This is a genomic window from Bifidobacterium saguini DSM 23967 (genome assembly GCF_000741715.1).
Lineage (GTDB): Bacteria > Actinomycetota > Actinomycetes > Actinomycetales > Bifidobacteriaceae > Bifidobacterium > Bifidobacterium saguini.
This window is the reverse complement of record NZ_JGZN01000009.1, coordinates 22,060-47,827: the sequence shown is the minus strand read 5'-3', so window position 1 is coordinate 47,827 and position 25,768 is coordinate 22,060. Positions and strand designations below refer to the sequence as shown.

At 56.7% G+C, this 25,768-nt stretch carries 18 protein-coding genes, 1 tRNA gene, 1 rRNA gene and 1 pseudogene; 3 read left to right on the top strand and 18 right to left on the bottom strand.

The window, feature by feature from the left end; translation table 11 throughout:
- Both BISA_RS07905 and BISA_RS07900 read right to left on the bottom strand, forming a co-directional pair.
- Positions 1–750: ribosomal RNA gene (locus BISA_RS07905) — 16S ribosomal RNA — on the bottom strand; the annotation flags it as partial.
- 713 nt (positions 751–1,463) lie between these two features.
- Positions 1,464–4,484, bottom strand: a complete 3,021-nt coding sequence (locus BISA_RS07900) for a glycoside hydrolase family 3 N-terminal domain-containing protein (RefSeq protein ID WP_051917416.1) — start codon at positions 4,482–4,484, stop codon at positions 1,464–1,466.
- 166 nt (positions 4,485–4,650) lie between these two features.
- Between BISA_RS07900 and BISA_RS07895 the strand changes: the two genes are divergently transcribed.
- The gene (locus BISA_RS07895) at positions 4,651–5,457 is read left to right on the top strand and encodes a LytR/AlgR family response regulator transcription factor (RefSeq protein ID WP_081890065.1); all 807 of its coding nucleotides are present in this window, start codon (positions 4,651–4,653) and stop codon (positions 5,455–5,457) included.
- Positions 5,457–6,767, top strand: coding sequence for a sensor histidine kinase (locus BISA_RS07890; protein WP_033891271.1), 1,311 nt, complete (start codon positions 5,457–5,459; stop codon positions 6,765–6,767). Before BISA_RS07895 ends, BISA_RS07890 begins: the two co-directional genes overlap by 1 nt.
- A gap of 83 nt (positions 6,768–6,850) precedes the next feature.
- On the opposite strand, the gene rplA is transcribed toward BISA_RS07890, so the two are convergent.
- The 12 genes from rplA to dapE all read right to left on the bottom strand — a co-directional run bounded on the left by rplA (position 6,851) and on the right by dapE (position 19,336).
- Positions 6,851–7,543 (bottom strand): 50S ribosomal protein L1, encoded by a 693-nt coding sequence (gene rplA / locus BISA_RS07885; RefSeq protein ID WP_033891269.1) that lies wholly within the window; start codon positions 7,541–7,543, stop codon positions 6,851–6,853.
- Positions 7,544–7,558: 15 nt separating this feature from the next.
- Entirely contained in the window at positions 7,559–7,990 is a 432-nt protein-coding gene (gene rplK, locus BISA_RS07880; protein ID WP_025222166.1) for a 50S ribosomal protein L11, read from the bottom strand.
- 462 nt (positions 7,991–8,452) lie between these two features.
- Entirely contained in the window at positions 8,453–9,289 is an 837-nt protein-coding gene (nusG, locus tag BISA_RS07875) for a transcription termination/antitermination protein NusG (RefSeq protein WP_033891267.1), read from the bottom strand.
- Positions 9,290–9,317: 28 nt separating this feature from the next.
- Positions 9,318–9,545 (bottom strand): preprotein translocase subunit SecE, encoded by a 228-nt coding sequence (gene secE, locus BISA_RS07870; RefSeq protein ID WP_033891266.1) that lies wholly within the window; start codon positions 9,543–9,545, stop codon positions 9,318–9,320.
- A gap of 38 nt (positions 9,546–9,583) precedes the next feature.
- Positions 9,584–9,659, bottom strand: a tRNA-Trp gene (locus BISA_RS07865).
- Between the two features lie 111 nt (positions 9,660–9,770).
- Positions 9,771–10,976: a pyridoxal phosphate-dependent aminotransferase gene (locus BISA_RS07860; RefSeq protein WP_033891275.1), complete on the bottom strand. Its 1,206-nt coding sequence runs from the start codon at positions 10,974–10,976 to the stop codon at positions 9,771–9,773.
- Positions 10,977–11,161: 185 nt separating this feature from the next.
- Positions 11,162–12,295, bottom strand: coding sequence for a glutamate 5-kinase (gene proB, locus BISA_RS07855; protein WP_033891264.1), 1,134 nt, complete (start codon positions 12,293–12,295; stop codon positions 11,162–11,164).
- 2 nt (positions 12,296–12,297) lie between these two features.
- A complete protein-coding gene (obgE, locus tag BISA_RS07850) occupies positions 12,298–13,980 on the bottom strand; it encodes a GTPase ObgE (protein WP_033891263.1) in 1,683 nt (560 codons plus the stop codon).
- A 189-nt stretch (positions 13,981–14,169) separates the two neighbouring features.
- The gene (gene rpmA, locus BISA_RS07845; RefSeq protein ID WP_033891262.1) at positions 14,170–14,421 is read right to left on the bottom strand and encodes a 50S ribosomal protein L27; all 252 of its coding nucleotides are present in this window, start codon (positions 14,419–14,421) and stop codon (positions 14,170–14,172) included.
- A 22-nt stretch (positions 14,422–14,443) separates the two neighbouring features.
- A complete protein-coding gene (gene rplU, locus BISA_RS07840) occupies positions 14,444–14,752 on the bottom strand; it encodes a 50S ribosomal protein L21 (protein ID WP_033891261.1) in 309 nt (102 codons plus the stop codon).
- Between the two features lie 216 nt (positions 14,753–14,968).
- Positions 14,969–17,815, bottom strand: a complete 2,847-nt coding sequence (locus tag BISA_RS07835) for an Rne/Rng family ribonuclease (protein ID WP_420308649.1) — start codon at positions 17,813–17,815, stop codon at positions 14,969–14,971.
- Between the two features lie 315 nt (positions 17,816–18,130).
- Entirely contained in the window at positions 18,131–19,336 is a 1,206-nt protein-coding gene (gene dapE / locus BISA_RS07830; RefSeq protein WP_033891258.1) for a succinyl-diaminopimelate desuccinylase, read from the bottom strand.
- Between the two features lie 390 nt (positions 19,337–19,726).
- Between dapE and BISA_RS07825 the strand changes: the two genes are divergently transcribed.
- On the top strand, positions 19,727–20,671 hold the full coding sequence (locus tag BISA_RS07825; protein WP_033891257.1) for an AEC family transporter: 945 nt from the start codon (positions 19,727–19,729) through the stop codon (positions 20,669–20,671).
- Here the strand turns inward: BISA_RS07825 and BISA_RS07820 are convergent.
- The 4 genes and pseudogenes from BISA_RS07820 to BISA_RS07805 form a co-directional block, all read right to left on the bottom strand.
- Positions 20,668–21,324, bottom strand: a complete 657-nt coding sequence (locus BISA_RS07820) for an HAD family hydrolase (RefSeq protein WP_033891256.1) — start codon at positions 21,322–21,324, stop codon at positions 20,668–20,670. The two genes, BISA_RS07825 and BISA_RS07820, sit on opposite strands and share 4 nt — an antisense overlap.
- A 140-nt stretch (positions 21,325–21,464) precedes the next feature.
- Positions 21,465–23,756, bottom strand: coding sequence for a beta-galactosidase (locus BISA_RS07815; RefSeq protein WP_033891255.1), 2,292 nt, complete (start codon positions 23,754–23,756; stop codon positions 21,465–21,467).
- 106 nt (positions 23,757–23,862) lie between these two features.
- Positions 23,863–24,695: pseudogene (locus tag BISA_RS12005) on the bottom strand (carbohydrate ABC transporter permease).
- A gap of 62 nt (positions 24,696–24,757) precedes the next feature.
- Positions 24,758–25,762 carry a carbohydrate ABC transporter permease gene (locus BISA_RS07805; protein ID WP_237746117.1) on the bottom strand — a complete coding sequence of 335 codons (1,005 nt, stop codon included), beginning with the start codon at positions 25,760–25,762 and terminating at the stop codon, positions 24,758–24,760.
- Between the last annotated feature and the right edge of the window lie 6 nt (positions 25,763–25,768).

Sequence of the window (25,768 nt, the reverse complement as noted above, 5' to 3'; positions counted from 1 at the left end):
CCCACGCTTTCGCTCCTCAGCGTCAGTAACGGCCCAGAGACCTCGCCTTCGCCATTGGTGTTCTTCCCGATATCTACACATTCCACCGTTACACCGGGAATTCCAGTCTCCCCTACCGCACTCAAGCCCGCCCGTACCCGGCGCGGATCCACCGTTAAGCGATGGACTTTCACACCGGACGCGACGAACCGCCTACGAGCCCTTTACGCCCAATAATTCCGGATAACGCTTGCGCCCTACGTATTACCGCGGCTGCTGGCACGTAGTTAGCCGGCGCTTATTCGACAGGTACACTCACTCTCGCTTGCTCCCTGACAAAAGAGGTTTACAACCCGAAGGCCTCCATCCCTCACGCGGCGTCGCTGCATCAGGCTTGCGCCCATTGTGCAATATTCCCCACTGCTGCCTCCCGTAGGAGTCTGGGCCGTATCTCAGTCCCAATGTGGCCGGTCGCCTCTCAGGCCGGCTACCCGTCGAAGCCACGGTGGGCCGTTACCCCGCCGTCAAGCTGATAGGACGCGACCCCATCCCACGCCGCGAAAGCTTTCCCAGAAGACCATGCGATCAACTGGAACATCCGGCATTACCACCCGTTTCCAGGAGCTATTCCGGAGCATGGGGCAGGTCGGTCACGCATTACTCACCCGTTCGCCACTCTCACCACCAGCAAGCTGGTGGATCCCGTTCGACTTGCATGTGTTAAGCACGCCGCCAGCGTTCATCCTGAGCCAGAATCGAACCCTCCACAAAAAAAACAATGCGGAAAGACATCGAATAGATGACTCTCAAAAACAAAATTGACAGGAACGTCCTAATAAGGAAAGGACGCTCACACTCAAAAAACCTCGTCCCGTTTCAACCAACCAAGGACCCGACCAAACCGGCCAGGCACGAGACAAGCTGGCAATCATTGACTATAAAGAAGTAGTACAAACACGCTCTTGAGTTCTCAAACCACCACCACACATTCACCAAGAAGCTCTCTGAACCAGAGAACCACTCGCTGAGCGGCAGCAAGGGATAAACTTACACGGTCATCGTGATTCACGCAAATCAAGGCGCACGAGACCCCAAGGAATCGGCATCATGACGCGATTCCCTCGGCGTGTCGCAAACAGCCCTCGAACGCTGTTTCGATACCAGAATATCCCTCTTTGCATCACTATGAAGCAGCAAACCCACCCATACACCAGCATGTCGCAACAATTCACCCTCAGTTCAACTTCTCCAGCCCACACACGCGGACAGCTCCCCTCACCCATGAGAGGAGCCAAAGAGATCTTCGACCCATAGGCACAGAGCAATAAACGCCATTGATGCAAAATCCTTGAATCAATCACACATAACAAAGGGTGATATTCAAGCAGGGCAGTGCTCGAATATCACCCACTCAAACGGATAACCGTGTTCTCGGATCCAAGGAGGAGATCTATCAAATAACGGTTATCACAAGTAATTCAGTTTTACTGACCTATCTGATTGACGGTTACTGCAGCTGCTTGCTTGCGCTCACGGTAGCGCATCACTGCCAGCACCTCACTGCCAACCAACAGCAGCGCAATTACCACATCAGCGGCAATCACGGCCTTGGCCCACACTGGCATGGAAGCATCCTTGTGCACAGCTGTGGAATTGGCAACGGCGTACAAATTGTCGTGCATCGCCTTGCGCAATGCCGTCACCGTACCTGCGGAATCCGTATTGGCAATCAGACCATCACCACCAGTCATAGATAGACCGTGAGTCAAACCAGTGCGAATGCCTCGGTTGAGATCCATATAGAAGTCAGCCAGCGGATCCATAGCATCGGTTTCCACCGCACCGTGGAATCCCCACTCGTCACGAAGCACAGACTGCAGTAGCGAAGAGTTGCTTCCGGCCCAGCGAGCGCCAATCGAGTTGAAGGATGTCATAACGGCCAAGCTCTTACCGTCTTTGAACGCCCTCTCAAACGCCTTGAGGTAGATTTCGCGGATGGACTGCTCAGTCGTCCATGTGCACAAACCATTGGTGCGGTTGGTTTCCTGATCGTTCAAGGCGAAATGCTTCACGTAGGTCATCATGCCTTCTTCGGTTGCGCCGGCGACTTCTTCACCGCCCATGAATCCGGACATCGTGCCATCTTCGGAGTAGTACTCGAAGTTACGGCCGGAGAACGCGGAACGGTGGATATTCATGGCAGGTCCATACCAACCGGTGATGCCGAGTTCCTTGCCCTCAACGCCAACCTGCTTGCCGCGCTGCTTGGCCAAATCCTTGTTCCAGGTAGACGCAATCATCACAGCTGGCGGGAAAGCAGTGCCTTTCATGCTGGCATTGAAGTTGCTGGATAGGCCAGCCGGACCGTCCGAATCCACCGATTCACCGGAGTTAATCGACTTGAGCGAAATCATATGGAATCCGCCATCAGCAACCGCATCCGTCATTTCATCAACGGTCAGCTGGTCGAGCAGCTTGTCCCATTTCGCATCGTTGTAGTCAACACCGGTCATGTCTTGAATGGTCAGACCGTTCTTGGCACCGGTGGTCGGCATCGTGGCGCCCTTGTCATAATCAGAGGCGTCAAATGTTGACTTGGCAGTGTAGACGGCCATCTCATCCTTGGACATGGTCTTATTCGTCGGTGCGGCAGTCGCTTCGTCATAGTTGGCGAAATGATCGGTACGACTGAGATACGTCACGTCACCGCGAGCATCATCGAACTGGTTGGTTGCGGCAACCTGATCGGTGGAACGCTTGCCATCATGCGCATCGTCATAGATCACATCGTTGCCAACGGTGAATGAACGGGAATCAAGCACCGTATGCGAATCCGAGTTCAACGTGATCGTGTAATCACCGTGCTCCAGCACATACGCCTTGGCGTTCTGATCATCGTAGGAGGCAAGGTCTTCGTCGTTGAACGAAATCGTCACGGTTTGCGACTCCCCCGGCTTCAGCTCCTTAGTTTTAGCGAAGTCGAGCAGATTCGTGCTGGCCTTCTCAATACCGCCGTTGTAATACGGCGGGGTGAAGTACAGTTCCACCACATCCTTGCCGGCTGTATCACCAGTGTTCGTCACCTTGACCTTCACCGTGGTCTTTCCACCAGAACGATCGAAGGATGCGATCTTCTGGTCGAAGGTCGTATAGCTCAGGCCGTAGCCGAACGGATACTGCACGGTTTTGTCATAGTCGATAGTGCCTTCCGCCGCTGCGGTTTCGTAATACTTGTAGCCGACGTAGATGCCTTCAACATAGTTCACGAACTTGGCAACGTTCTTATCGGAACCGGTAATCTCAGTGGAATTGTCGTATGTGAAGTTGCCGTAATTGTTGAATGTAGGAGTTGAACGCAGGTCATACACATACGTATCAACCAGGCGACCAGATGGATTGATTGTGCCGGAAAGCACATCGCCCAGCGCATTGAAACCGGTTGCAGATGCGCCACCGCACCATACTGCAGCCTTAATGCTGTTGTACTGGTCGAGCCAACCCAATTCCATCGGACTTGCTGAATTGATCACCACGTACACGTTGGAGAATTCCTTGGTCACGCGGCCAACCATCTGCGTTTCGCGATTCGTCAGCTCGAGATATGACTTACTGCTATCGATATCATCTTTCTGGGTTGAATACACCACATCGCTACCCTGCTGAGTTTTGTTGTAATTGGACTCAGTGGAGTATTTATCCGGCAAGTCCATGCCTTCGCCACCGGAGCGAGAAATCACCACGAGCGCGGTATCGGAGTATTCCTTAGCGTTCTCGAAAATGCCGGCTTTGTCGTACTGCTCGATGGTGGGCTGTGGAACAGTCCAGTCAACGGACATCATGCCTACCGATGGACGATCGGCGCGATAGTCAGTGTAGAACTTGGTCAGAGTTTCGTTGGTTTTGAAGCCAGCATTGTGCAGACCTTCCATCAAAGAAACCGCTGTGGTCTCATCAACACTGCCCGAGCCGGTGCCGCCGAACGTGGCGTTTGTGCTGCCCCAGCCGAACACATTGAGTTTGGTTGATGTGCTGATCGGCAGCGCATCGCCTTCATTTTTCAGCAGTACGATGCCTTCTCCGGTAATTTGCTCACCGAGCTTCTGCGAAGTCTGCTTCGTAGCCGCAGACAAGCCGCTAGAGCCAGTCATCACCTTGTTAATCAGCGAATATTCAATATTGAGCGTAATCACACTGAATGCAGCAACCACTGCAATCACAGAAGCGACAACGCTCTGCCAACGCACCAGCTTGACCACTGCCACCGACTGCTGCCGGCGAATAACCACGCTCACCACGATGGCAGCAACAACTACCAGCAATGCGATGATAATCGGCCATTTGATCGCGTTCAGCGTGGTGTACACATCCTGAATGCTGACGGCAACAGCGCCGCCGAACAGCATGTCATAAATTTTGAGATAGGCCACATATCCCAAACCGATTATCGCAAGCACCACTACAGCGATAATCAACGGTTTGACCCACCGCCGATCCTTCTTCACCATTGGATTCTCCTGTCATTGAGAAGTATGCTTCAGCGCATACCAACTGTTGTGTCATTCAATAGATTGCCGCTATCGGAACGCGTAAATCCTTGTTTGGAATGAACAGCACGAATATGGAATGAATAGCTGTATTCGCGGTTGATGACGCAGACAGGCCCCTTTTACAATGGCAGCAACACGCATCGAGGAGGAGAGCAACGTGGCTGCACAGGTAAAGCATCGGGCTGCAATTTGCGAGGATGATGCCAACAGTCTTGCCTATATCGATCAACTGCTGAATCGAGCATTCGCCGCATCGCAACTGTCCATGTCGTTCGACGCCTATGACAAGCCGGAACGACTGCTCGCAGCCATCGAACGCGGCACGCACTACGATGTACTGTTTCTCGACATTGATATGCCACGGCTCAACGGCATCGAATTAACCAAACGACTGCGTAACTCAGGATTGCATACCGCAGTAGTGTTTATCTCCAATAAAGAGGAGATGGTGTTCCAAACTTTTGATGTTCAGCCACTGTATTTTCTGCGGAAAAGTCATTTCCTGGAGGGGCTGCCGCATCTGGTGCAAGCCGTGACTCGCGAGTTACGCGACTCGCGCAAAACCTTGGTCACTATCGAGGAATTACATTCCAGCAACATCTATTCGTTCGATGTCCAGCAGCTTATGGTGATTGAAGCGATGGGCAAGCAATGTTTATTCACCACGACCACCGGCGCCACGAAAATCCAATGCCGATTAGGCGCATTGGCTGAGCGTTTGGCGCCATACGGATTCGTGCAATGTCACCGTAGTTTTCTGGTAAATTGCCGATTCATCTTTTCCATCGGCAAAGATTCACTCACCTTGGATAATCGCAGCATGATACCGATTGGAAGAAGTCACCGCGAGGCAGTCAAAACCGCGTTCATGGCTGTGATGAATCGGCAGAATGTGCTGCACAACACAGACTCATCAGAGAGGAACTGCTGATGGCGGCAATTTTCGATGCTTTGTTTGCACCATCATGGGTAGGCGTGGAAGCAGCATGTTCGTTTCTATATATGCTGATTGTTGCGTCTTGCAATTATGCGACGCGTTTGCGTCCGGTGGCGCATGCGGCAGTTGTGCTGGCCGCATCTGTAGTGTTCTTTCTGATGTATCGCCCTGTGGAAATGCTGTACGGCGGATATACCGCGTACGTGATGTTTCTGTTCCTTGGCACAATGCTGTTCGCACGGCTCGTTTTGCGCGGGTCATTTCTGAATGAATGCGGATTTGTTGTTACCACTGGTTTCGCTGTGGTGATGCTCAAATCAATGTTGCTGCCGCTTACCGTCATAGTTACGGGAGTTGATATTGCAGATTCCGGAACATGGTCTGCGGGACTCTGGTATCTGATGTATTACGCGCTTCTGGCTGCCTGCGGATGGTTCCTTATCCGATTCGCTCCGACTGTGCGATTGCCTCGCCGCTATTGGCTGACATTCTCACTGTGCACCTTCACGATTACGATTATCGCCACGTTATCGGGCCAGATTTTTGGCTCTAACAGTGAACATCTGCTGGCTTTTAACCTTATTGTGTTCTGGTTGGTGACGCTGAACTATATACTCACGTATCTTTCCACCACTGAATTGAAGCGCAATGCCGAAATGGCTGCGGTGAACACGCGGCTGAATGCGCAAGTTGAACAATTCGAACGATCGCGTGCCTCGATTGACCAGTTCCGTAAAGAGCGACACGAGATGAAGAACACGTATTTTTACATCGATTCGCTGGTCAAGCGGCATGAATACACTACGCTTGAACAATATTTGGATACGGAGCTCAATTTCCGTCTTACGTCGATGGATGAGATCAACACCGGCAATCCAACTTTGGATTTGGTACTTACGCAGAAAATTGGCGAGGCACGACGCGCGCATATTGCGGTGACAACGAATCTTACCGTGCCCGCAAATCTGCCGTTCAATGATCAGGACCTATGCGCGCTCATGCTTAATCTGCTGGACAATGCGATTGACGCAAGCGTGAAGAAAGCCGAAGGGCAACGCGAGCTACATATTGAGATTCAGCAGGTGAAGGGATTTTTACGGATCAGTATCGGTAATCGTTCCGCACATGATGTGTTGTCCAACAACCGACTGCTGCGCACAACGAAACGCGATGCTCAACATCATGGCATTGGATTGCGAGTTGTGCGAGCCATTGTCAATCAATACGACGGCATGATTGATATGCAGTATCAAGATGGGTTCTTTGTGGTGAATGTGCTGATGCAGTTTCCTGATGCGTCCTGATTGTTCTGATGCAGGAGGGCACGAAAAGGGGGACTTCCCTTGGCGGAAAGTCCCCCTTGAGTAGCTTATTCAGCTAGCCTCGCTCAGGCCAGGGTGTTCGGGTCAACCGGAACGCCCGGGTTCATCGTGGAGGTGATGGTTGCCTTGGTCAGGTAACGGCCCTTCACGGTGGTCGGCTTCAGACGCTTGACTTCGTCGGCCACAGCCTTGAAGTTCTCGTCCAGAGCGGACTCATCGAAGCTCAGCTTGCCGATGAGGAAGCTCAGGTTGCCGTTCTTGTCGACACGGAACTCGATCTTGCCGCCCTTGATGTCCTTGACAGCCTTGGTGACATCCATAGTCACGGTGCCGGTCTTCGGGTTCGGCATGAGGCCACGCGGACCGAGCACACGGCCCAGACGGCCGACCTTGCCCATCATGTCCGGGGTAGCGACCACGGCGTCGAAGTCGAGGAAGCCGTCCTGAACCTTTGCGATCAGGTCGTCATCGCCGACGATGTCAGCGCCAGCCTCGGTAGCTTCGGTGGCCTTCGGGCCACGAGCGAACACGAGGACCTTAGCGGTCTTACCAGTGCCGTGAGGCAGGTTGACGGTGCCACGCACGAGCTGATCAGCCTTGCGCGGGTCAACGTTCAGACGGAACACAGCTTCGACGGTCTGGTCGAAGTTGTAGGAGGGCATGCTCTTCAGGAGAGCGATGGCCTCGTTGGCGGTGTAGAGGTTGTTGCGATCGACGCGCTCAGCGGCTTCGCGGTACTTCTTGGAACGCTTTACCATCTGTCTATCTCCTTATCAGTCCGTAACCGTGATGCCCATCGAGCGAGCAGTGCCCTCGATGATCTTCATGCCGGCCTCGATGTCGCGAGCAGACAGATCTTCCATCTTGATCTCAGCGATTTCGCGGACCTGCGCCTTGGTAACAGAGCCGACCTTATGGGTCAGCGGGTTCTCGGTGCCCTTCTCAATGCCAGCGGCCTTCTTCAGCAGAGCTGCTGCCGGCGGGGTCTTGAGAACGAAGGTGAAGGAGCGATCCTCGTAAACGGTGATCTCGACAGGGATGACCTGACCCATCTTGTCCTGCGTCTGGGCATTGTATGCCTTGCAGAAATCCATGATGTTCACGCCGTGGGAACCCAGAGCCGGACCCAGCGGCGGGGCCGGGTTGGCCTTGCCTGCCTGAATCTGCAGCTTGATCAGCGCTGAGACTTTCTTCTTGGGAGCCATAATATGGTTCTTCTTTCTATAACGCGGTTCGAATGGTGGCCGAATCTATTCTCAGCATTCATTCGCACACAGTCTTGACTCATTTTTTTATCCGTGTGTGATTGAGGCTGCTGGTCCGAGACCGGTCTCCTCCCGCAACTTATAATTGCTGTGCTGTGCTAGCGGGTCTTCCCTCCAGACACAAGCTTTCCTATTATGCGAGGCCGATTGGACAACACGCCGCTTCGCAACATTCAATTACGGCTATGAACATCTCCATCGTAAACAACGATGGCAGCCCTTCTACGGCGTCCAGTCGCATCACCCCGAATTTTGGACGCTCAGACTCATTCATCGTCCATAATTCAGGAAAACAGCCCCAATCTCCCAATTCTGGACGATGTGGGCAGAGGTATAGATGAAAATGCGGGTAGGCCTGGATAAAAAGAAGAGCCCGACCGAAGTCGAGCTCTTTCAAAAACCTTAATCCAGCTTCTTGACCTGGTGGAAGCCCAGCTCCACCGGCGTATCGCGACCGAAGATGGACACGAGCACGGTGAGCTTCTGAGTGGTGGGCTCGACCTCGGATACGACAGCTTCCATAGTGGCGAAAGGACCATCGGTGACGGTGACCTGATCGCCAACAGCGTAGGAGACTTCAACCTTGCGCTTCTTGGCTGCGGCAGGCTTGTCGCCAGCAGCCTTGAGAGCTTCGGAAGCAATCATCGGAGCCATCATCTGGACGACTTCCTTGCGGGAAAGCGGAGCCGGATCCTTGGTCGGACCAACAAAGCCAGTGACACCTTCAGTCTCACGAACAATGCGGCGAGCATTCTCATCCGGCCACATACGAATCAGCACATAACCAGGGACGCGAACGCGGGTAATAACCTTCTTGCCCTTTTCGGTGTGCTTCTCGACTTCTTCCATCGGAACTTCAACCTGGAAAATCTGATCTTCCATGCCGAAGGAAGCCACGCGAGATTCGATGTTGGTCTTCACACGCTTCTCATAACCAGAGTAGGTGTGGAGCACATACCACTTACCGTCAAGGGAACGCAGAGACTTGGAGAACTCTTCAACGGCCTGCTGACCAGCATCGGTGCCTTCAGCTTCTTCAGACTCGTTGACCTCGGTCTCGTCTTCTTCATCCAACGCCACAGATGCATCGCCGGTTTCGGTGGATGCAACAGGAGCCGGTTCAGTAGCCGGAACCTCAGCAGTGGCCTCAGGAGCTTCAACCTCAGCCGGAGCCTCAGCTTCAGTTCCCTCGTTCGGCAGAACAGCGTCGAGGTTCTCGAGATTCAGTTCGTCACTCATGAGTGTGTTTCACCTTAGGTTGTTGGAATCAGCCAAACAGCCACAGAGTCGCCTTGCCCAGACCGAAGTCCATGCCAGTGACCAGGGCCATCAGCAGCAGCACGAAGATGAACACAGCCAGAGACCAGAAGAAGAGTTCCTTGGCAGTAGGAGTAACGACCTTGCGAAGCTCGTCGACGATCTGCTTGATAAACAGACCAATACGCATGAAGACATTCGGCTTGACTGCCTTTTCATTCTTGCTCGTCTTAGCCATTCTGTACCTCGCGTCAGCTGCTTGATTATTAGAAAACTTGGCAGGGAAGGCGGGACTCGAACCCACAACCTACGGTTTTGGAGACCGTTGCGCTACCAATTGCGCCACTTCCCTAGGTGTTATCCACCTCGGCCGATGTTCTCTAGAGAACGCTCCGCCACGGCGAAAACCGCCAAATCGATATAGTAACGGCTGAGGTGGATTAAAGCAAATCGCGTGTCGCGCTTATTTGGCCCACTCCTGGAAGCGCTTCATGCCTGCGGCCAGGTCAGCGTCAGCCAGAGCATAGGAGAAGCGCAGGTAGCCGGGGGCGCCGAACGCCTCACCGGGCACGGCAGCCACATGAGCTTCGTCGAGCAGAGCCGCGGCGAAATCGGCGGAAGTGGCGCACACGGTACCGTTCGGGCCAAGCGGCTTGCCGAGCAGAGCAGTGATGTCTGCGAATGCGTAGAACGCACCGGTCGGTGTCGGGCAATGCACGCCTTCGATATCGTTCAGAGCAGCCACGATGGCCTTACGGCGCACATCAAAGGCCTCACGCATCTTGTACACCTCGTCCAATGGGCCTGCCACAGCGGCCAGAGCAGCACGCTGAGAAATATTGGCCACGTTCGAGGTCATATGGCCCTGCAGCTTGGTGGCAGCCTTGGCCACTTCAACCGGAGCGACCATCCAGCCCACGCGCCAACCCGGCATGGCATAGGTTTTCGCCACACCGTTGAGCACCAACAGCTGATTACGGCATTCAGGCACCGCCGCACCGATGTAGGTGGTGTGTGCGTCGTCATAGTTCAGGTGCTCGTAAATCTCATCGGAAATAATCCAAATGTGATGTTCCACAGCCCAGCGGCCGATGGCTTCCACGGTTTCCGGCTTCCACACGGCACCGGTCGGATTGTTCGGAGAATTCACGATGATGGCCTTGGTGCGTTCGGTGCGAGCGGCTTCCAGAGCCTCAAGTGACGGCTCGAAGTTCACATCAGCACCAGCGAACACTTCAACCGGCACGCCACCGGCCAGCTTCACAGCCTCCGGGTAGCTGGTCCAGTACGGCGTCGGGATAATGACCTCATCACCAGGGTTCAGCAAAATCTGGAAGGATTCATACACAGCCTGCTTACCGCCGTTGGTCACCACCACCTGATCAGCGGTGACTTCGTAGCCGGAATCACGCAGCACCTTGGCGGCAATCGCCTCGCGTAGCTCCGGCAGACCCGGGGTCGGCGTGTACTTGTAGTTCTTCGGGTCGAGGCAAGCGTCAGCGGCTGCCTTGACTACGTTGGCAGGAGTCGGGAAGTTCGGCTCGCCAGCGCCAAAACCAATAACATCGAGGCCAGCAGCCTTCATTGCCTTAGCCTTGGAATCAACGGCGAGGGTGGCACTTGGGGCCACGGTGTTAATACGGTCGGAAAGTGTTTGCCATTCAGCCATAGTCATGGTTCACACGATAGCCCGAACACACGATGTTGCCAAGGGTGAGTGCCGTTATAGCCAGTCACCCTTCCACGGTGTTGTAAATACTCCACCGTGTGGCAACCCTCATTATTCACATTGGCGGAATAACGCCATTTTTAGAGATTGTATTACAAGAGATTTGCTACACCGTGGAGGAAATGTCACACCAGCACGAGATTGTCGCGGTGCACCAGCGGGTGCGCATACTCGGGGCCGAGGAACCGCTTGAGCTGTGCGGTATTGCGGCCGAGCATCTGCGGAATTTCCTCGGAATCGAAACCGGCGAGGCCGCGAGCCAAGTGGGTACCGGCTTCATCATCAATCCATACCGGGTCACCGGCGGAGAAATCACCACGTGCTTCAAGTGCACCGGCCGCAAGCAGCGACGCGCGGCCACCACGTATGGCCTTGGCAGCTCCGGCATCAACCATAATGCTGCCGCGTGGCTCGGCGGCAAAACCAATCCACAAGCGGCGTGAAGAACCGCGCGCTTTCACAGGCGCGAATACCGTGCCCACTGGGTCTCCCATCATGGCCGGGCCAGCATTTGCCGCACAGGTCAGTACGGTCGGAATACCAGAAACAGCTGCCACACGAGCGGCTTCCAGCTTGGTGACCATGCCGCCCGTGCCGACTTTGGAACCGGAACCTGAAACAGTGATATCACCCAACGCATCAATCACATTGGGCACATATTCCACTCGATGCGAACCAGGCTGGGAAGGCGGTGCCGTGTACAGCGCATCCACATCGGTAAGCAGTACCAACGCCTCCGCGCGCACAAGGTTGGCAATCAATGCGGAGAGTCGGTCATTATCACCGAATCGAATCTCATTGGAGGCCAGCGAATCATTTTCGTTGATGATCGGCACCACGCCGAGGTCGAGCAAACGATCCAGCGTGCGCTGCACATTGCGGTATTGCGTGGCACGAATCGTATCCTCAGCAGTAATTAGAATTTGGCCCACGCGGATACCGAACCGACCGAACGCAGTCTCATACCGGGCCATCAGCAGGCCTTGGCCAACTGCTGCGGTGGCCTGCTGAGTCGCAACATCGGCAGGGCGCGAGTCGAATCCGAGCGGACCAAAGCCGGCCGCAATAGCACCGGAGGAGACCAGTACTACGCGGCCGCCCATCAGTCGCACCTGAGCCAAGGCCGCGGCCAGCGCATCCAGCTTGGCGGGGTCAAGATGGCCGCTTGGCTGAGTCAGCGAACTGGAACCTACTTTGACCACGATGGTGCCGGCTGCAGCAATACTTCTGCGAACCTCGGCTTGGCTCGGTGTGCTCATGATTACTCTTCTTCTGTATCTTCGCCGTGACCAAAGAGGCTGGTCTCGTCGTGGCGATCATCGTCGATGGACGGATCGGCCCAGTGGCCGGCTGCGCGTTCGGCCATCATGGCTTCGCGCACGGCGGCGCGGGCGTCCATCATCTCGTGGTACTGGGCGCGGCGTTCCGCATTGGAGCGGCGGCGTGCGCGCGGATCCTGCTCTTCAAGTCGCAGATCCTTACCGCGAGCACCCAAGTTGGAACCGTCGAGGTTCTCAGCACCTGCGGAGATGGTCGGGTCCCAATCGAATTCGACCATTCGAGCACCACGGCCGATGCGAATCTCGTCACCAGGGTGGGCGCCCTTGCGGCGTAGTTCATCTTCCACGCCCAGCTTGGCCAGGCGGTCGGCCAAGTAGCCCACGGCTTCGTCATTATCGAAGTTGGTCTGCATCACCCAACGTTCCGGCTTAGTGCCCAGCACCTCGTAGAACACTTCGCCGTCGCCAAGTTCGCGGCGCTCCACGGTGAAGTCCAGCTGAGTGCCGTTCTTGCCAGCAGCGTTGCGACGCTGACGGCGGCCGGTCTCCAGCGGGTTGATAACCACGCGGGCCTCTTCCTCGGCCTGTTCGCGGTTGGCGACCTCCTCGCGCATCTCCTTGACCAAACCGGACAACGCGAAGTTCAGTTCCTTCAAACCGGCGTGGGAGGCGGTGGAAATCTCATAGACCTTAAGGCCCAGCTTCTCGAACTCCGGCTTGACGAAATCGGCGAGTTCCTTGGCTTCCGGCACGTCGATCTTGTTCAGGATGATGATGCGCGGACGCTCCGGAATCGGAATTGCGCCGAGCGGCAGCTCCAGCTTGTCCGCATACAGGGCGAGCTCCCTTTCGAGTGCCTCGTAGTCGGACATCGGATCGCGGTTGGGCTCAAGGGTGGCGCAATCAATCACATGGGCGATGATTTCCGTGCGCTCGATATGGCGCAGGAATTCTAGACCCAAGCCCTTGCCTTCGGAAGCACCCGGAATCAGGCCAGGCACGTCGGCGATGGTGTAACGAGAATCGCCCGCGATAACCACACCGAGGTTCGGCACCAGCGTGGTGAACGGGTAGTCAGCAATCTTCGGCTTGGCCGAGCTCATCGCGGCAATCAGGCTGGACTTGCCGGCAGACGGGAAGCCCACCAGAGCCACATCTGCGATGGACTTCAGCTCAAGAATCACATCGCGTTCCTCGCCGGGCTCGCCAAGCAGAGCGAAGCCAGGTGCACGACGGGTCTTATTGGCCAGTGCGATGTTACCGAGGCCGCCGTTGCCGCCTTCTGCAGCAACGAAACGGTCACCTTCGTGGCGCAAATCGGCGAGCTGCTCACCAGGATGCTTCGGCTTGCCCTGTGCACCGCGAGCTTCGAAAATCACCGTGCCACATGGCACCGGCAGAATCAGGTCAGCGCCTTTGGAGCCGTCTTTGTTGTCGCCCAAGCCCATCGTGCCGCTGCCTGCGGTGCGATGCGGGATGAAACGGTAATCCAATAGGCTGGTTGCGTTACGGGTTGCCTCGAAGATTACGGAACCACCGTCGCCGCCATTACCGCCATTCGGGCCGGCCAGCGGCTTGTACTTCTCACGGCGGATGCCTGCCGAGCCATTGCCGCCGTCTCCGCCCTTGACATGGACGGTCACTCTATCCACAAAATCACTCATAACATTCCACTCTACCGATTGGGGGTGATGGGCCGTCTGCTTGAGGCGTAGCTCACTCAGCAGCGCTCATCAGAGCGCACTGTGCCATTCCCTCGAGCAAGATCGGATACAACAATGAAAAACCGCACTGGCGCTTGGATAAGCGCACAGTGCGGTTTTATGTAAGTCTGCTAGAAGTCTAGCGATCGCTCAGGCAGCAATCACGTCGACGACCTTGCGGTCGCGGCGGACAGCGAACTTCACGGAGCCGTCAGCAAGGGCGAACAGCGTGTGATCCTTGCCCATGCCAACGTTCTGGCCCGGGTGGAAGTTGGTGCCACGCTGGCGAACGATGATGTTGCCGGCCACGACAGCTTCACCGCCGAACTTCTTCACGCCGAGGTACTGAGGCGACGAATCGCGACCGTTACGAGAGCTGGACGCACCCTTCTTATGTGCCATGATTCATGGTCCTTTCTATGACTCAGGCGATCGCCGTGACCTTGACGGCGGTCAGCTTCTGGCGGTGGCCCTTACGACGAGCAACACCGGTCTTGTTCTTGTACTTCTGGATGTTGATCTTCGGACCCTTGGCCTCGTCGTCAACGACTTCAGCCTTGACGGAGACAGCAGCCAGATCCTTAGCGCCGAGGGTAACCTTGGTGCCGTCAACCAGAAGAGCAACCGGGAACTCCACGGTGTCGCCCTTCTTAGCGTCGAGACGGTTCACGAGGATGGTATCGCCAACCTCGACCTTTTCCTGATGGCCACCGGCCTTCACAATCGCGTACATAGTAATTCCTTTTATGTTTTGGAAAGCTTCCTTGCCCAACGCGCACCGAGCCTGCGGTCAGACACCGAGTTTCGAATCTACACCTACACGCGGACTAAATCAACTGATTTATACCCGCGTGTCAAGCACGACACACCCGAAGCGGCGCGGAAAAGCGCCACATCGGGGATTGCAGTCTCGCACTGTGCTATAAAGCCGTTCGTCAAACGGCGCTTGTCACTCCTCACCGGCGTTGTTCGCAGCCACCGCAGCGGCCGCAATCTGAGCCAGCTTGGCCTTGACATCAGCACTGGACCCTGCCGGTTCCGGAGCTGGGGTGGTGCCGCGGCCGTGCTTGTTGGTTTTGACGAACGGGTCGCCACCGCGAAGCGCGTACGGGTCATCGTAATCGGCCGAGACGGTCGGCTGATCATGCAGGATGAAGCCACGGCCCTTACAGGTCGGGCATTCCTCGGAGAAGGCCTCCACCAAGCCCTGACCGATGCGCTTACGCGTCATCTGCACCAGGCCCAGCGAAGTCACTTCAGCCACCTGATGCTTGGTGCGGTCGCGCGCCAAGCATTCCACCAAGCGGCGCAGCACCAAATCACGGTTGGCGGGCATCACCATATCGACGTAATCGATCATGACCATGCCGCCGATATCGCGCAGGCGCAGCTGACGAGCGATTTCCTCGGATGCTTCGAGGTTGCATCGGGTCACGGTCTCCTCAAGGGATTTGCCGCGGCCGATGAAGCGACCGGTGTTCACATCGATAGTGGTCATGGCTTCGGTACGGTCGATGACAATCGAGCCACCGGACGGCAGGTAGACCTGGCGTTCCATGCCCTTGCGTAGCTGGGAGTCGATCTGCCACTTGTCGAACACATCCTTGCCCTCATGCTCGGCCGGATCCCACTTCTCCAGCTTGTCTTTCAGGTCAGGGGCCATTGTGTCGAGGTATTCCTCGATACGGTCGTAAACCTTATCGCCTTCGACGATGAGCTTGTTGAAGTCGTCGTTGAAGATATCACGCACCACGCGAATAGCCACGTCGGGCTCGCCTTGCAGCAGCTTCGGGCGCTTGCCGTGCCAGAATTCCTCACGCTTAGCGTTGATACGCTCCCACTGACGGACCAAAGATTCCAGATCCTTGACGATGGCCTCTTCGGAGGCATCTTCAGCAGCCGTGCGGATGATGATGCCCATATCCTTCGGCGCAATCTTGGAGACGATGTTCTTCAGGCGGCTACGTTCGCGTTCACTCAGCTTGCGGCTCACACCAGTCATACCACCGGACGGCACGAGCACCAGGAAGCGGCCGGCAAGCGTGACTTGAGAGGTCAGTCGCGCACCCTTGTGACCAATCGGATCCTTGGTAACCTGCACCAGCACAGGATCGCCGGACTTGAACGCCAGCTCGATGCGGCGAGGCTGACCTTCGAGTCGAGCGGCATCCCAGTTGACCTCACCGGCGTACAGCACGCCATTGCGCGCCTGACCAATATCCACGAAGGCGGCTTCCATGCTCGGCAGCACGTTCTGCACGCGGCCGAGGTAGATGTTGCCAACAGTCTGCACTTCCTGGATATCGGAAACGTAATGCTCCACGAGCACGTTGTCTTCGACCACGGAAATCTGAGTGTGATGTTCGCGTTCGCGCACCACCATCAAACGGTCCACGTTCTCGCGACGGGCAAGGAAATCCTGCTCCATCAGCTGGCTTTGACGGCTGCGTTCGCGACGGTTGTCACGGCGACGTTGCTTCTTGGCTTCGAGTCGAGTCGAACCTTCAACATCAGTGATTTCGTCGATGTACTGCTGCTTGCGAGAGCGACGGATGGTCGGCTGCTCTTCAGCCTGCGATTCCTCGGCAACTTCAGCGTTCTTGCTGCCGCGGCGACGGCGACGACGACGAGTAATGGTCTGCTCACCATCATCTTCCTGGCTTTCATGCTCGTCGCGGGCTTCTTCCTCACTGCTCTCAGCGGTATCGGAGTCAACAGCGGCGGATTCGCCACGGGATCCGCGACGACGGCGACGGCGAGAACGGGTACGGGTGGAATCAGCGGACTCCTCCTCACCATCGTTCTCTTCCTCGGTGATGGGCGCGTATGCAATATCGTCCAGCTCGAGGTCTTCCTCAATCTGCTCGACCTCAGCTGCAGCTCGGCGCTCCTGCGCATTCAGGCGGCGGGAACGGCGCGAACGGCGGGTATCCTCAGTGGAATCAGCATCGGCATCACCATTGCTGCTGGCGCTCTCGCTGTCGTTACGGCGGCGAGCATCGCGATCATCGTCACGATCATCGCGATCCGCACGATCATCGCGCGAGCGGCGGCGAGAACGAGTCGTAGTGCGCTCTTCGGCATCGGCATCATCATCGAAACGACGGGAATGCGGACGGCGGCGGGAACGCGGCTCGTCTTCATCCTCTTCTTCGTCATCATCCCGATGATTGTTGTAGCGCGTTGACGGCAGAACAGGCTCTTGGAACAGCAGCGAGGTCATCGGCTTACCGCGGCGTACGGAGTCATGGCCTTCCGGCAGAGAATCAACAGCGTCGAGCAGACGCTCTTCCTGATCGTCCTCATGCACAACACGATGGGCGCGATCAGTGCGTTCCGAACGAGAACCACGGCGATCGCCCTCATCAGAAAAATCATCGGCATGGCGACGGCGACGAACCGGACGCTCCTCAATATCAGCGTCATCGTCAAAATGACGGACGCGGGAACGGCGACGAACCGGGCGATCATCCTCATCGTCAAAAGCAGCAGGTGCAGATGCAGCAACATTGTCAGTCTTTGCCGCAGAAGCCTCAACAGCAGGCTGAGATGCAGCTGGCAGCACTGGAGCCTCAAACAGCGGCGCAGAATGATCCTGCACCTGCAGCTCCAAAGATGCGCCCGCAGCACCAGCTCCGCGGACCACACGGCGACCGCCACGACGGCGGCGAGTCACCGGAGCAGCAGACGCCGCAGCGGGCACAGCATTGCTTGCCGAGCTCTGGGAACCGGCATTGGATACGGTTGAGTTATCGGTTTCGCCGCTGACGAAACCTTCAGGGTTTTCAGTGGGCACAATGCTCCTTGCGGCGCGCTGCATCGCGACGCCATCCAGGCCTATACGCTTCACTCACACCACGCTCTCACCGTGGCCGCGCGAAAACACGCTCTGCGTAGAGGCAACTTCGTCTAAAGTCTGTCCTGCGAACGGCGGACACCGGCGCTTGCGTTGTCTCTTTCTCGAGAGCCGCAAGGGGATCGACGCCATTTCACACGCTGATGGTCATGCAGAACCACCGTCTTTCAGTATGCCACACTTTTGGACGGCGACGTGCACGGTAGAGGCATAGCGCAGTCGAGACAGTGAAGTCGGATGCAAATCATGCGTGAATCAGACCAGCCAAGCCAACAGCAAATCGGCGAGCGCAATCAAATCAGACTCAGGAACCTGCTCATCATGCTTGTGCGCGAGTAGTGGATCTCCTGCGCCCAAGTTCACAGCTGGAATGCCGAGAATCGCAAAGCGTGCCACATCGGTCCAACCGAGCTTGGCCAACGGATCGCGGCCAGTGCGCTCTTTGACCAGTCGTACCAAATCCTGTGCGAGAGGTGCGGTAAGGCCTGGGCGAGCTGAAGGCGATTCGTCCTTCATTTCAATGCCGTAGCCCTCGAATACACCGCCAGTGGCGGTATGCTCGCCGTTGCCGAGCTCAGCACCTGCATCAACGCCCATCATCAGCGCTTTGGCTTCTTCGAGCGACTTATCCGGGGCAAAACGGTAGTTCACATGCACGCGGCATTCATCGGGGATGACGTTGGTGCCTTTGCCTCCAGAAATCAGCGTGGCATTGAGTCCTTCACGATAATCGAGACCATCCACGTTCACGGTAGCCGGCTCATAGGCGTTGAGCCTGTTCAAAATATCGGCCGCCTTATGGATGGCGTTCTCCCCCATCCATGCGCGGGCTGAATGCGCGGCGACGCCGTGGGTGATGACGTCAAAACGAATCGTGCCGTTGCAACCGCCTTCAATGCCGCAGCTGGTGGGTTCGCCGATGATGGCGAAATCGCCTTGAATCCAGTCGGGGTGCGATTCGACCACCTTGCGCAGACCATTCTTTTCGGCGGCGACTTCCTCGTGATCGTAGAACACATAGGTGAGGTCGACTTTGGGGTCGCTTTCCACCGTGCGGCCATCGAGCGTGGCGGCGAGGTAGAGCATGACTGCGTCGGATGCCTTCATATCCGTGGCGCCGCGTCCCCATAGCACGCGCTCGTTCGGGTGGGCTTCAGCGATATCCTGGCGAATCAGCGGGTCACCGGGCTCAAGCCAGCGAGGTGGGAAGTTGTCGATCACCGGCACGGTATCGATATGACCGGCGAGAATCACACGGCTGGGCTTATCGAAGTCGGTGGAGGTCACCACGGTATCACCGTGGCGGCGGACGGTCAGGTGCTCTTGGGTCTTCAGGAAGGCTTCAATCTCATCGGCGAGAGGTCCTTCACTATCGGAAACGGAGAAGTTCTCCATAATTTGAGTCAACAAACTGGTGAGCTGCTCGTTTTTGGAGATATTGCGATTCAATTCAAGCATCATACCCACCAGCGTACCGTGCGCGGCGGCAAGCGACGCAGTCAGTCTCGGTTAGCGCAAGAAATTCCGGAAATCAGCAGCTTCGTCCCGAATTTCTTGCACTGAGTCACAGTCAGTGACAGAATTTCGGGAGCATAAGGCTATTTTCCGGAATTTCTTGCGCTGAGTGAACGTCAGTGCAAGAAATTCGGGGCGAAGCCACGGATTTCCCGAAAGCCTAGCGCTCGGTATGCCGCGGCAACAACAGAATGGGTACGAAGTTCTTTACGAAACTCCTATGGAGCACATCACAAGCCATCGTGTCCGCTATATGGCCCGTACCGTGAGATTTGAGCACCATATACAGCTCCATGTGCCACACTAGGTGCGGTAGAGGGAGGCATCAGCAACAATATGACCGGTTTGATTAGCGCCATGCAGGGCTTCTGCGTGATCGGCATCGTGATTTTCGTGGGATACGTGGCGGCCCGCATGCGCATTGGCGGCCCATCCGCACAAATGGTACTGAACCGCTTCTCCTTCTTCGTCTCAAGCCCGTGCCTGATGTTCGCAATCCTTTCCAAGGAGCCAATCTTCGACATCTTCCACCCCTCGATTATCGTGGCATTCCTTTCCGCCATGTTGGTGGGCATTGTGTTCCTCGTACTCAATCAGATGTTCTTCCATCTGAAGGCCCCGGACGCCACCATCGGCGCACTCAACTCGCTGTATTTGAACTCCAACAACATTGGTCTGCCTGTCGCCACTTACATTCTGGGCAACGGCGCACTGGTTGCCCCGATTCTGGTGATGCAACAGGCACTGTTCACACCGATTGGTTTGACCGTGCTGGATGTGACCACCAAGGGCAAGGTGTCGGTTAAGGAAATCGCCAAGCAACCGCTGCATCAACCGCTGTTGATTGGCTCGCTGCTGGGCATTGTGGTCTCTGCCCTGAATGCCAAGCTCGGCTGGTTTCCGGTACCGAACTTCATCTATGACCCAATCAATATGATTGGTGAATCTGCAGTGCCAATGATTTTGATGGCATTTGGCATGTCACTGCACGGCACCAAACCGCTACAGAAGAAGGGCGATATTCCAGCCATCTTCACCGTGGCAGCGCTGAAGAACATCGTGATGCCGATTATCGCGTTCCTGCTCGCCTACTTCATGATGGGCTTCCGCGGCCCCGAGCTGTACGCTTGCGTAGTTTTGGCCGCACTGCCGACCGGTCAGAATGTCTACAATTACGCTGCCCGCTACAACGTCGGTCTTACTTTTGCGCGCGACGGCATTCTGTTCAGCACGATGACCAGCCCAGTGTTTATCGCCTTTATCGCATTCCTGCTGAGCTAGTTCTTGCACACTTCGCGATAATCGCGGATAGCAAGGTCATACAGTCCGCAACCGCGCACATCCACGCGCGCATGGCCAGTGACGGCAACAACAACCGCACCGGAGGCACGCGCAGCGGCAAGCCCAGGCAAGGAATCCTCAAAAATGACGCAGTCGCGCGGGGCAACACCAGCCATTCGCGCAGCCTGCACGTAAGGCTCGGGGCTAGGCTTTGGCGGCAATCCATCACTGCCGCTGATTGCATCGACGAACGCACCAGCCGGCGCCTGCCGCAGAACATTATCCGCAATAGTGCGAGGTGAGCCGGTCACCAGCACGGACGGAATCCCTGCAGACGCAAGCCGAGTAAGCAGTTCTCGCGCACCTTCCACCCACGGCAGATGTTCCGATTCCATACGCATGACTTCGTCGGTGAGCAGCTTCACTATCTCATCGGACGGCAGCGCAACCCCGCGCTCGCGCAACAGTCGCGTCAATACTGGCAGCGAAGCGCCCTGCATCGCCTCGGCGAGTGCATTATCCCAAGCGCCACCGTGAGACTCCAACAACGCGCGCTCGGCAGTCACCCAGTATGGGTCGGAGTCGATTAACGTGCCGTCCAAGTCCCACAGCACCGCTTTGGACTTACGGAATATGTCAACATCATGATTCATGGAAGCGCCGCTCCCCCTCTGCTTGATTGCTGCACCTCGCCCATCAGTGAAGCCGCCGCAGCAATTTCCGTAATAACACATATGGGATGGCCCCGGCATACACCGTAAAGCCATCCCATCATCGCGCGATTATCCAGCAATCACGCTGCGCGCAACACGGTCTGATACACCGGCTGCAACTCAACGGATTCCAGACCGGCCTGCTGCCCGTCGACGTTCTCCATGCGTGCCGCCATTGCGGATTCCACGTTCACGTTGGCGCCTTCCTTGATCGGCGTGATGGTCAGCACCAGTTGGTTGCGATGGTCTTCGAGCAGCTGCACGTATTCCTTGAGACCGATCTCCCATACGTCGCCGTTGCAGAAGTTGTCGTCCACTAGCGCGCTGCCGCACCACAGCCAGCCGATATCACCCGAGTAGCGCACGCGCAGACGCATATCAGTCACACCGTCGGCAGCGAGCAGATCGTCGGGCAGGTCGATGACATAGCGGGTGTCGGAGAGCTTCTGCACACTCGGCTCCACGGCAACCGGCTTGTACTGTACGCTCTGCTCGGCAAGGAATTCAGCTGGGTATGAGGTCACAGGAACTGCGGCTTCGGTGGATTCCACAATAATGCGGCCATCGAGTTCGTAGACGGCAGAGCCATGATTGGTGATGCTCGGCTGGGCAGCATCCTGGGAGACTGCATCGCCGGCGAAGACCAAGGCGGTGCCGTTGGCAACCACGGTCATCGAATCGGCCTTAGCACGGCTTACGCAGACGATATCCACGGTGTGGCCATTGCCGTCCGAGACCAGGAAGGTTTCCATTTCTGCCTCCGCCGGCACATGATGCACGGTACCGTCCGCGAAACGGAACCAGCAATCATCCATGCCGTCGGGCTTCAAAAAGACGAAGGTGCGATGATCGGCACCGGCTGGGGCGATCACGGTAACCGGCTGCGCGGTGGCAGCAGTAAGCGTCACGCCGTCGAGATCCATGTTGAACGGCAGAATGCAGTTCTCGTCGGAGGCCAGGCCAATGCCGTCGAACGTCACGGTTTCACCGGACGCCAAGGTAACCGACACCGATTCGCCATGCTTGGCCGGCATGCTGGCATGATCCTGGAAATTGTTGAGGAACACGAAGCCGCGCTCACCATCGGTACGCACGCACCAGCGCAGCGGCTCCAGGTCGGTCGGCGCAATCGACTCCTGGCCTTCCGGCACGGCCACGCCAAGCGGACACAGGCGGTCGGCGAATGCCAGGGCGAAGTAGTGCACGGCCTTCATACGACGGTAGGATTCGCGCGTCTGGCCGAATTCGCCAAGTGCAGCCTGGAAATCATAGGAGATCTTCGGCAGCTGGCTTTCGTTCAGGTAAATGCCGTCACCGATCGGGTTGGAGCCGCCCTGGAACATGTAGTAGCCGAGGAAATTGCAGCCGGATGCCATCTTGATATTGGACATGGCATCCACCGACTTCATCGGCAGCACGAAGCGGTAGTTGTAGGAGCTGAACATGCCGCCGCCCATCTCGCAACAGGCGTATGGCTTGGTTTCCGGCTCATAGGTGGGTGCGAATTCCTCGCCGCGCGGGCAGTCGTTGGAGTGGAAGTTGCGATACACGTATTCGTCGGTGACCGGGTGCTCGCCGGGGCCAGCGTAGAACAGCCACGGACGGTAGGCGTAGCCGCCCCACAATGGCAGCACGTCATCCGGCACCGGGGAGCCGCCCCAACCGGTGTTGGTGTAGAACGGCACCGAAATGCCTTCTTCTTCGGCGATGCGGCGCAGCGCATGCACGTAGGCGAAACCGTCGTGGCCGCCAGGCACCCATTCGTTGGTGATGCCGGTGGTCATCTCCCACGGGGAGGAGGAGTGCATGTATTCGTTGTCGAGCTGGGCGGCGACGATCGGTCCGCCATCCTTGAAATACAGACCGTCGAGCTGAGCGGCGACATGTGCGTAGAGGTCGCGTACCTTGTCAAGGAAGCCGGGGTCAACGGAACGCACTTCATAGGGTTTGCCATACATCCAATCCGGGATGCCACCGTTGCGCACTTCGCCGTGGTCGAACGGTCCGAGGCGCACGATGACCTTAAGCCCGTGCTTGGCGCACAGCTTGATGAATCGGCGAATATTGCGACGGCCGCTGAAGTTCCACTGGTTCTCATGCTCTTCATGATGATTCCAGAACACGTAGGTAGCGATGACGTTCACGCCGCCGGCCGCCATTTTGGCGAGCTGCTCATCCCAGCGCGAGGGGTTCATGCGCGAGTAGTGGAATTCGCCGCAGACACCGTAGAACGGCTTGCCGTCGAAGGTCATGTAGTAGTTGGTGAAGTCCACTGCGGTGCCGTCCGGTGCCACGCCCCAATCATTGCGGGTGATGGAGAACGGTGTAATAGCCTTCGGTTTGAAACCGGTCAGGTCAAGCGTGTGGTTCATGGGAATTACCTTTCAAAAAGCATGAGGTATGGGATGAAGAAGATGAAGGCCGGGTGCTTGGCAAGTGACGAAGTACCAGACGCCCGGCAAAGGTGAGATTCACGGCTCAGCCTTTAACGGATCCAGCCACCAAGCCGGCGACGATCCACTTTTGGCAGAAGATGAAGAAGAGGAATACGGGGATCAGGGCGATGGTGGTGATGGTCATGAACAGCGGCCAATTGGTGCTGAACTGGCCCATAGCGTTGAACACCTGCAGCACCAACGTCTGCTTTTCCGTCGAGGAGATGTAGATGTTCGGGGTCATGAAGTCGTTCCATGTCCACATGGTTTCGAACACCACCACAGTAATCAAGATCGGCCGAATCAACGGCAGCACAATCTGCCAGAAGATGCGGAACGGGCCCGCGCCATCCAGACGCGCGGCTTCGAACAGCTCACCGGGAAGCCCGCGCATGTACTGCACGATCAGGAAGTAGCAGAATGTGGCACCGCCCAGGTAGAGCACGATCAGACCAAGCAAGCTATCCACCAAACCGAACTGCGCTTCCATCTTGTACTGCGGAATCAGCAGCGTCTGGCCAGGAATCACGAACGAAAGCATCAGGAAGGCACCAATGCCAGCCGTAAGCTTGCTGCGCTTCTGTACCATGCCATAAGCGGCGAGCGCACCGATAATCACCATGAAGAACACGCCCACTACAGTCACAATCAGCGTATTGATCGTGGCCTGCACTATGGCAGATTCTCCATCGCGTAGGTGTAGTTCTCCAGCGTGAAGTGCGTGGGCAGACCGAACGGGTCGGCAGCCATGTCACCGGAGTTTTTGAAAGTGTTGATTACCACCACATAGAGCGGCACTGCACAGATCAGAGCGATGGCGATGACTACAACCGAGCGGATGGCGGAGCGGATACGTTCGCGCTGGCTCAAGGACAATCCACGGGCAGCGGGCGTGGCTGCGGCAACCGATGCCGCGGCAGAAGAAGTGTGCTGCGTTGTCATGACAGCCTCTTTTCAATCAGCGAAGTGACGATTTGCTGCAGTGCCACGAGAATCACGCAGCACAGGAAGAACATCACGCCGAGTGCGGAACCGATGCCGTAGCGTCCGGAACCGATACCGGTGACGATGATGGACTGGGTGACGGTGTAGGTGGCGTTGCCGGGGCCGCCGGTGGTCAAGGTGAACGGCAGATCGTAGACCTTGAGGCCGCCGGTCAGGAGCATGAAGATGGAGACGCCCATCGCGGGAACCATCTGCGGCAGTGTGATGTGCACAAACTGCTGGCCGCGGGTGGCACCATCCACTGAGGCTTGCTCGTAGAGGTCTGCCGGAATGGCTTGCAGGTAGGCCAGGTACAGGGTGGCATGCCAACCGACCTGAGCCCAGACGGCGATGAAGATCACACAGAATTTGGCGAGCGTCGGATCGGAGAGCCACGGCACCGGACTCACGCCGAACTTGCCGAGGAATGTGTTGACCGCACCGGTACCGAGTGGCGAGAAGATGTACTGCCACACCAAGCCGAGCACTGCCATCGAAGGGACCGAGAAGAAGAAGAACAGGGAGCGCGCAAAGTTGCGGCCGAAGAACTTCCGATTGAGGGTCACGGCCAACGGCAGTGCGATGGCGGTGATGAGCACGGTGGTGGCCACGGTGTAGAGCAGGGTGAAGCCGAGGCCAGCGAGCAAGGTCTGATCTTGGAAGATTGCTTGATAGTTGGCGATTCCGACGAACTTGGCGTTGGCGAAATCGTAGCCGTCGTAGTCGGTCAGGCTGAAGACGATGCTCTGAAGGAATGGAATCAGTACGATGATGATGTAGACGGCGAGCAGCGGCAGCAGGAATCGCACAGAGGTGAGATTCTCCATGAGATTGCGGCGCTTGCGATCGCGGGTGTGGGAGGCTTCAAAATCCTGGACCGAGCGGGTTTCCGTCCGGGCCGGGGCCACGCCCGCCTCAGCGAGGGCAGGCGTAGCGTCGATGGTGGTTGCTTGTGTCATGGCACT

Coding starts and splice junctions, on each gene's coding strand:
- rplK (WP_025222166.1), bottom strand. CDS start 7,990: ATGGCTCCCAAGAAGAAAGTCTCAGCGCTGATCAAGCTGCAGATTCAG.
- rplU (WP_033891261.1), bottom strand. CDS start 14,752: ATGTACGCGATTGTGAAGGCCGGTGGCCATCAGGAAAAGGTCGAGGTT.
- BISA_RS07860 (WP_033891275.1), bottom strand. CDS start 10,976: ATGGCTGAATGGCAAACACTTTCCGACCGTATTAACACCGTGGCCCCA.
- BISA_RS07805 (WP_237746117.1), bottom strand. CDS start 25,762: ATGACACAAGCAACCACCATCGACGCTACGCCTGCCCTCGCTGAGGCG.
- secE (WP_033891266.1), bottom strand. CDS start 9,545: ATGGCTAAGACGAGCAAGAATGAAAAGGCAGTCAAGCCGAATGTCTTC.
- rplA (WP_033891269.1), bottom strand. CDS start 7,543: ATGGTAAAGCGTTCCAAGAAGTACCGCGAAGCCGCTGAGCGCGTCGAT.
- proB (WP_033891264.1), bottom strand. CDS start 12,295: ATGAGCACACCGAGCCAAGCCGAGGTTCGCAGAAGTATTGCTGCAGCC.
- BISA_RS07815 (WP_033891255.1), bottom strand. CDS start 23,756: ATGAACCACACGCTTGACCTGACCGGTTTCAAACCGAAGGCTATTACA.
- BISA_RS07820 (WP_033891256.1), bottom strand. CDS start 21,324: ATGAATCATGATGTTGACATATTCCGTAAGTCCAAAGCGGTGCTGTGG.
- BISA_RS07825 (WP_033891257.1), top strand. CDS start 19,727: ATGACCGGTTTGATTAGCGCCATGCAGGGCTTCTGCGTGATCGGCATC.
- BISA_RS07900 (WP_051917416.1), bottom strand. CDS start 4,484: ATGGTGAAGAAGGATCGGCGGTGGGTCAAACCGTTGATTATCGCTGTA.
- dapE (WP_033891258.1), bottom strand. CDS start 19,336: ATGATGCTTGAATTGAATCGCAATATCTCCAAAAACGAGCAGCTCACC.
- BISA_RS07895 (WP_081890065.1), top strand. CDS start 4,651: ATGGCAGCAACACGCATCGAGGAGGAGAGCAACGTGGCTGCACAGGTA.
- nusG (WP_033891267.1), bottom strand. CDS start 9,289: ATGAGTGACGAACTGAATCTCGAGAACCTCGACGCTGTTCTGCCGAAC.
- BISA_RS07890 (WP_033891271.1), top strand. CDS start 5,457: ATGGCGGCAATTTTCGATGCTTTGTTTGCACCATCATGGGTAGGCGTG.
- rpmA (WP_033891262.1), bottom strand. CDS start 14,421: ATGGCACATAAGAAGGGTGCGTCCAGCTCTCGTAACGGTCGCGATTCG.
- obgE (WP_033891263.1), bottom strand. CDS start 13,980: ATGAGTGATTTTGTGGATAGAGTGACCGTCCATGTCAAGGGCGGAGAC.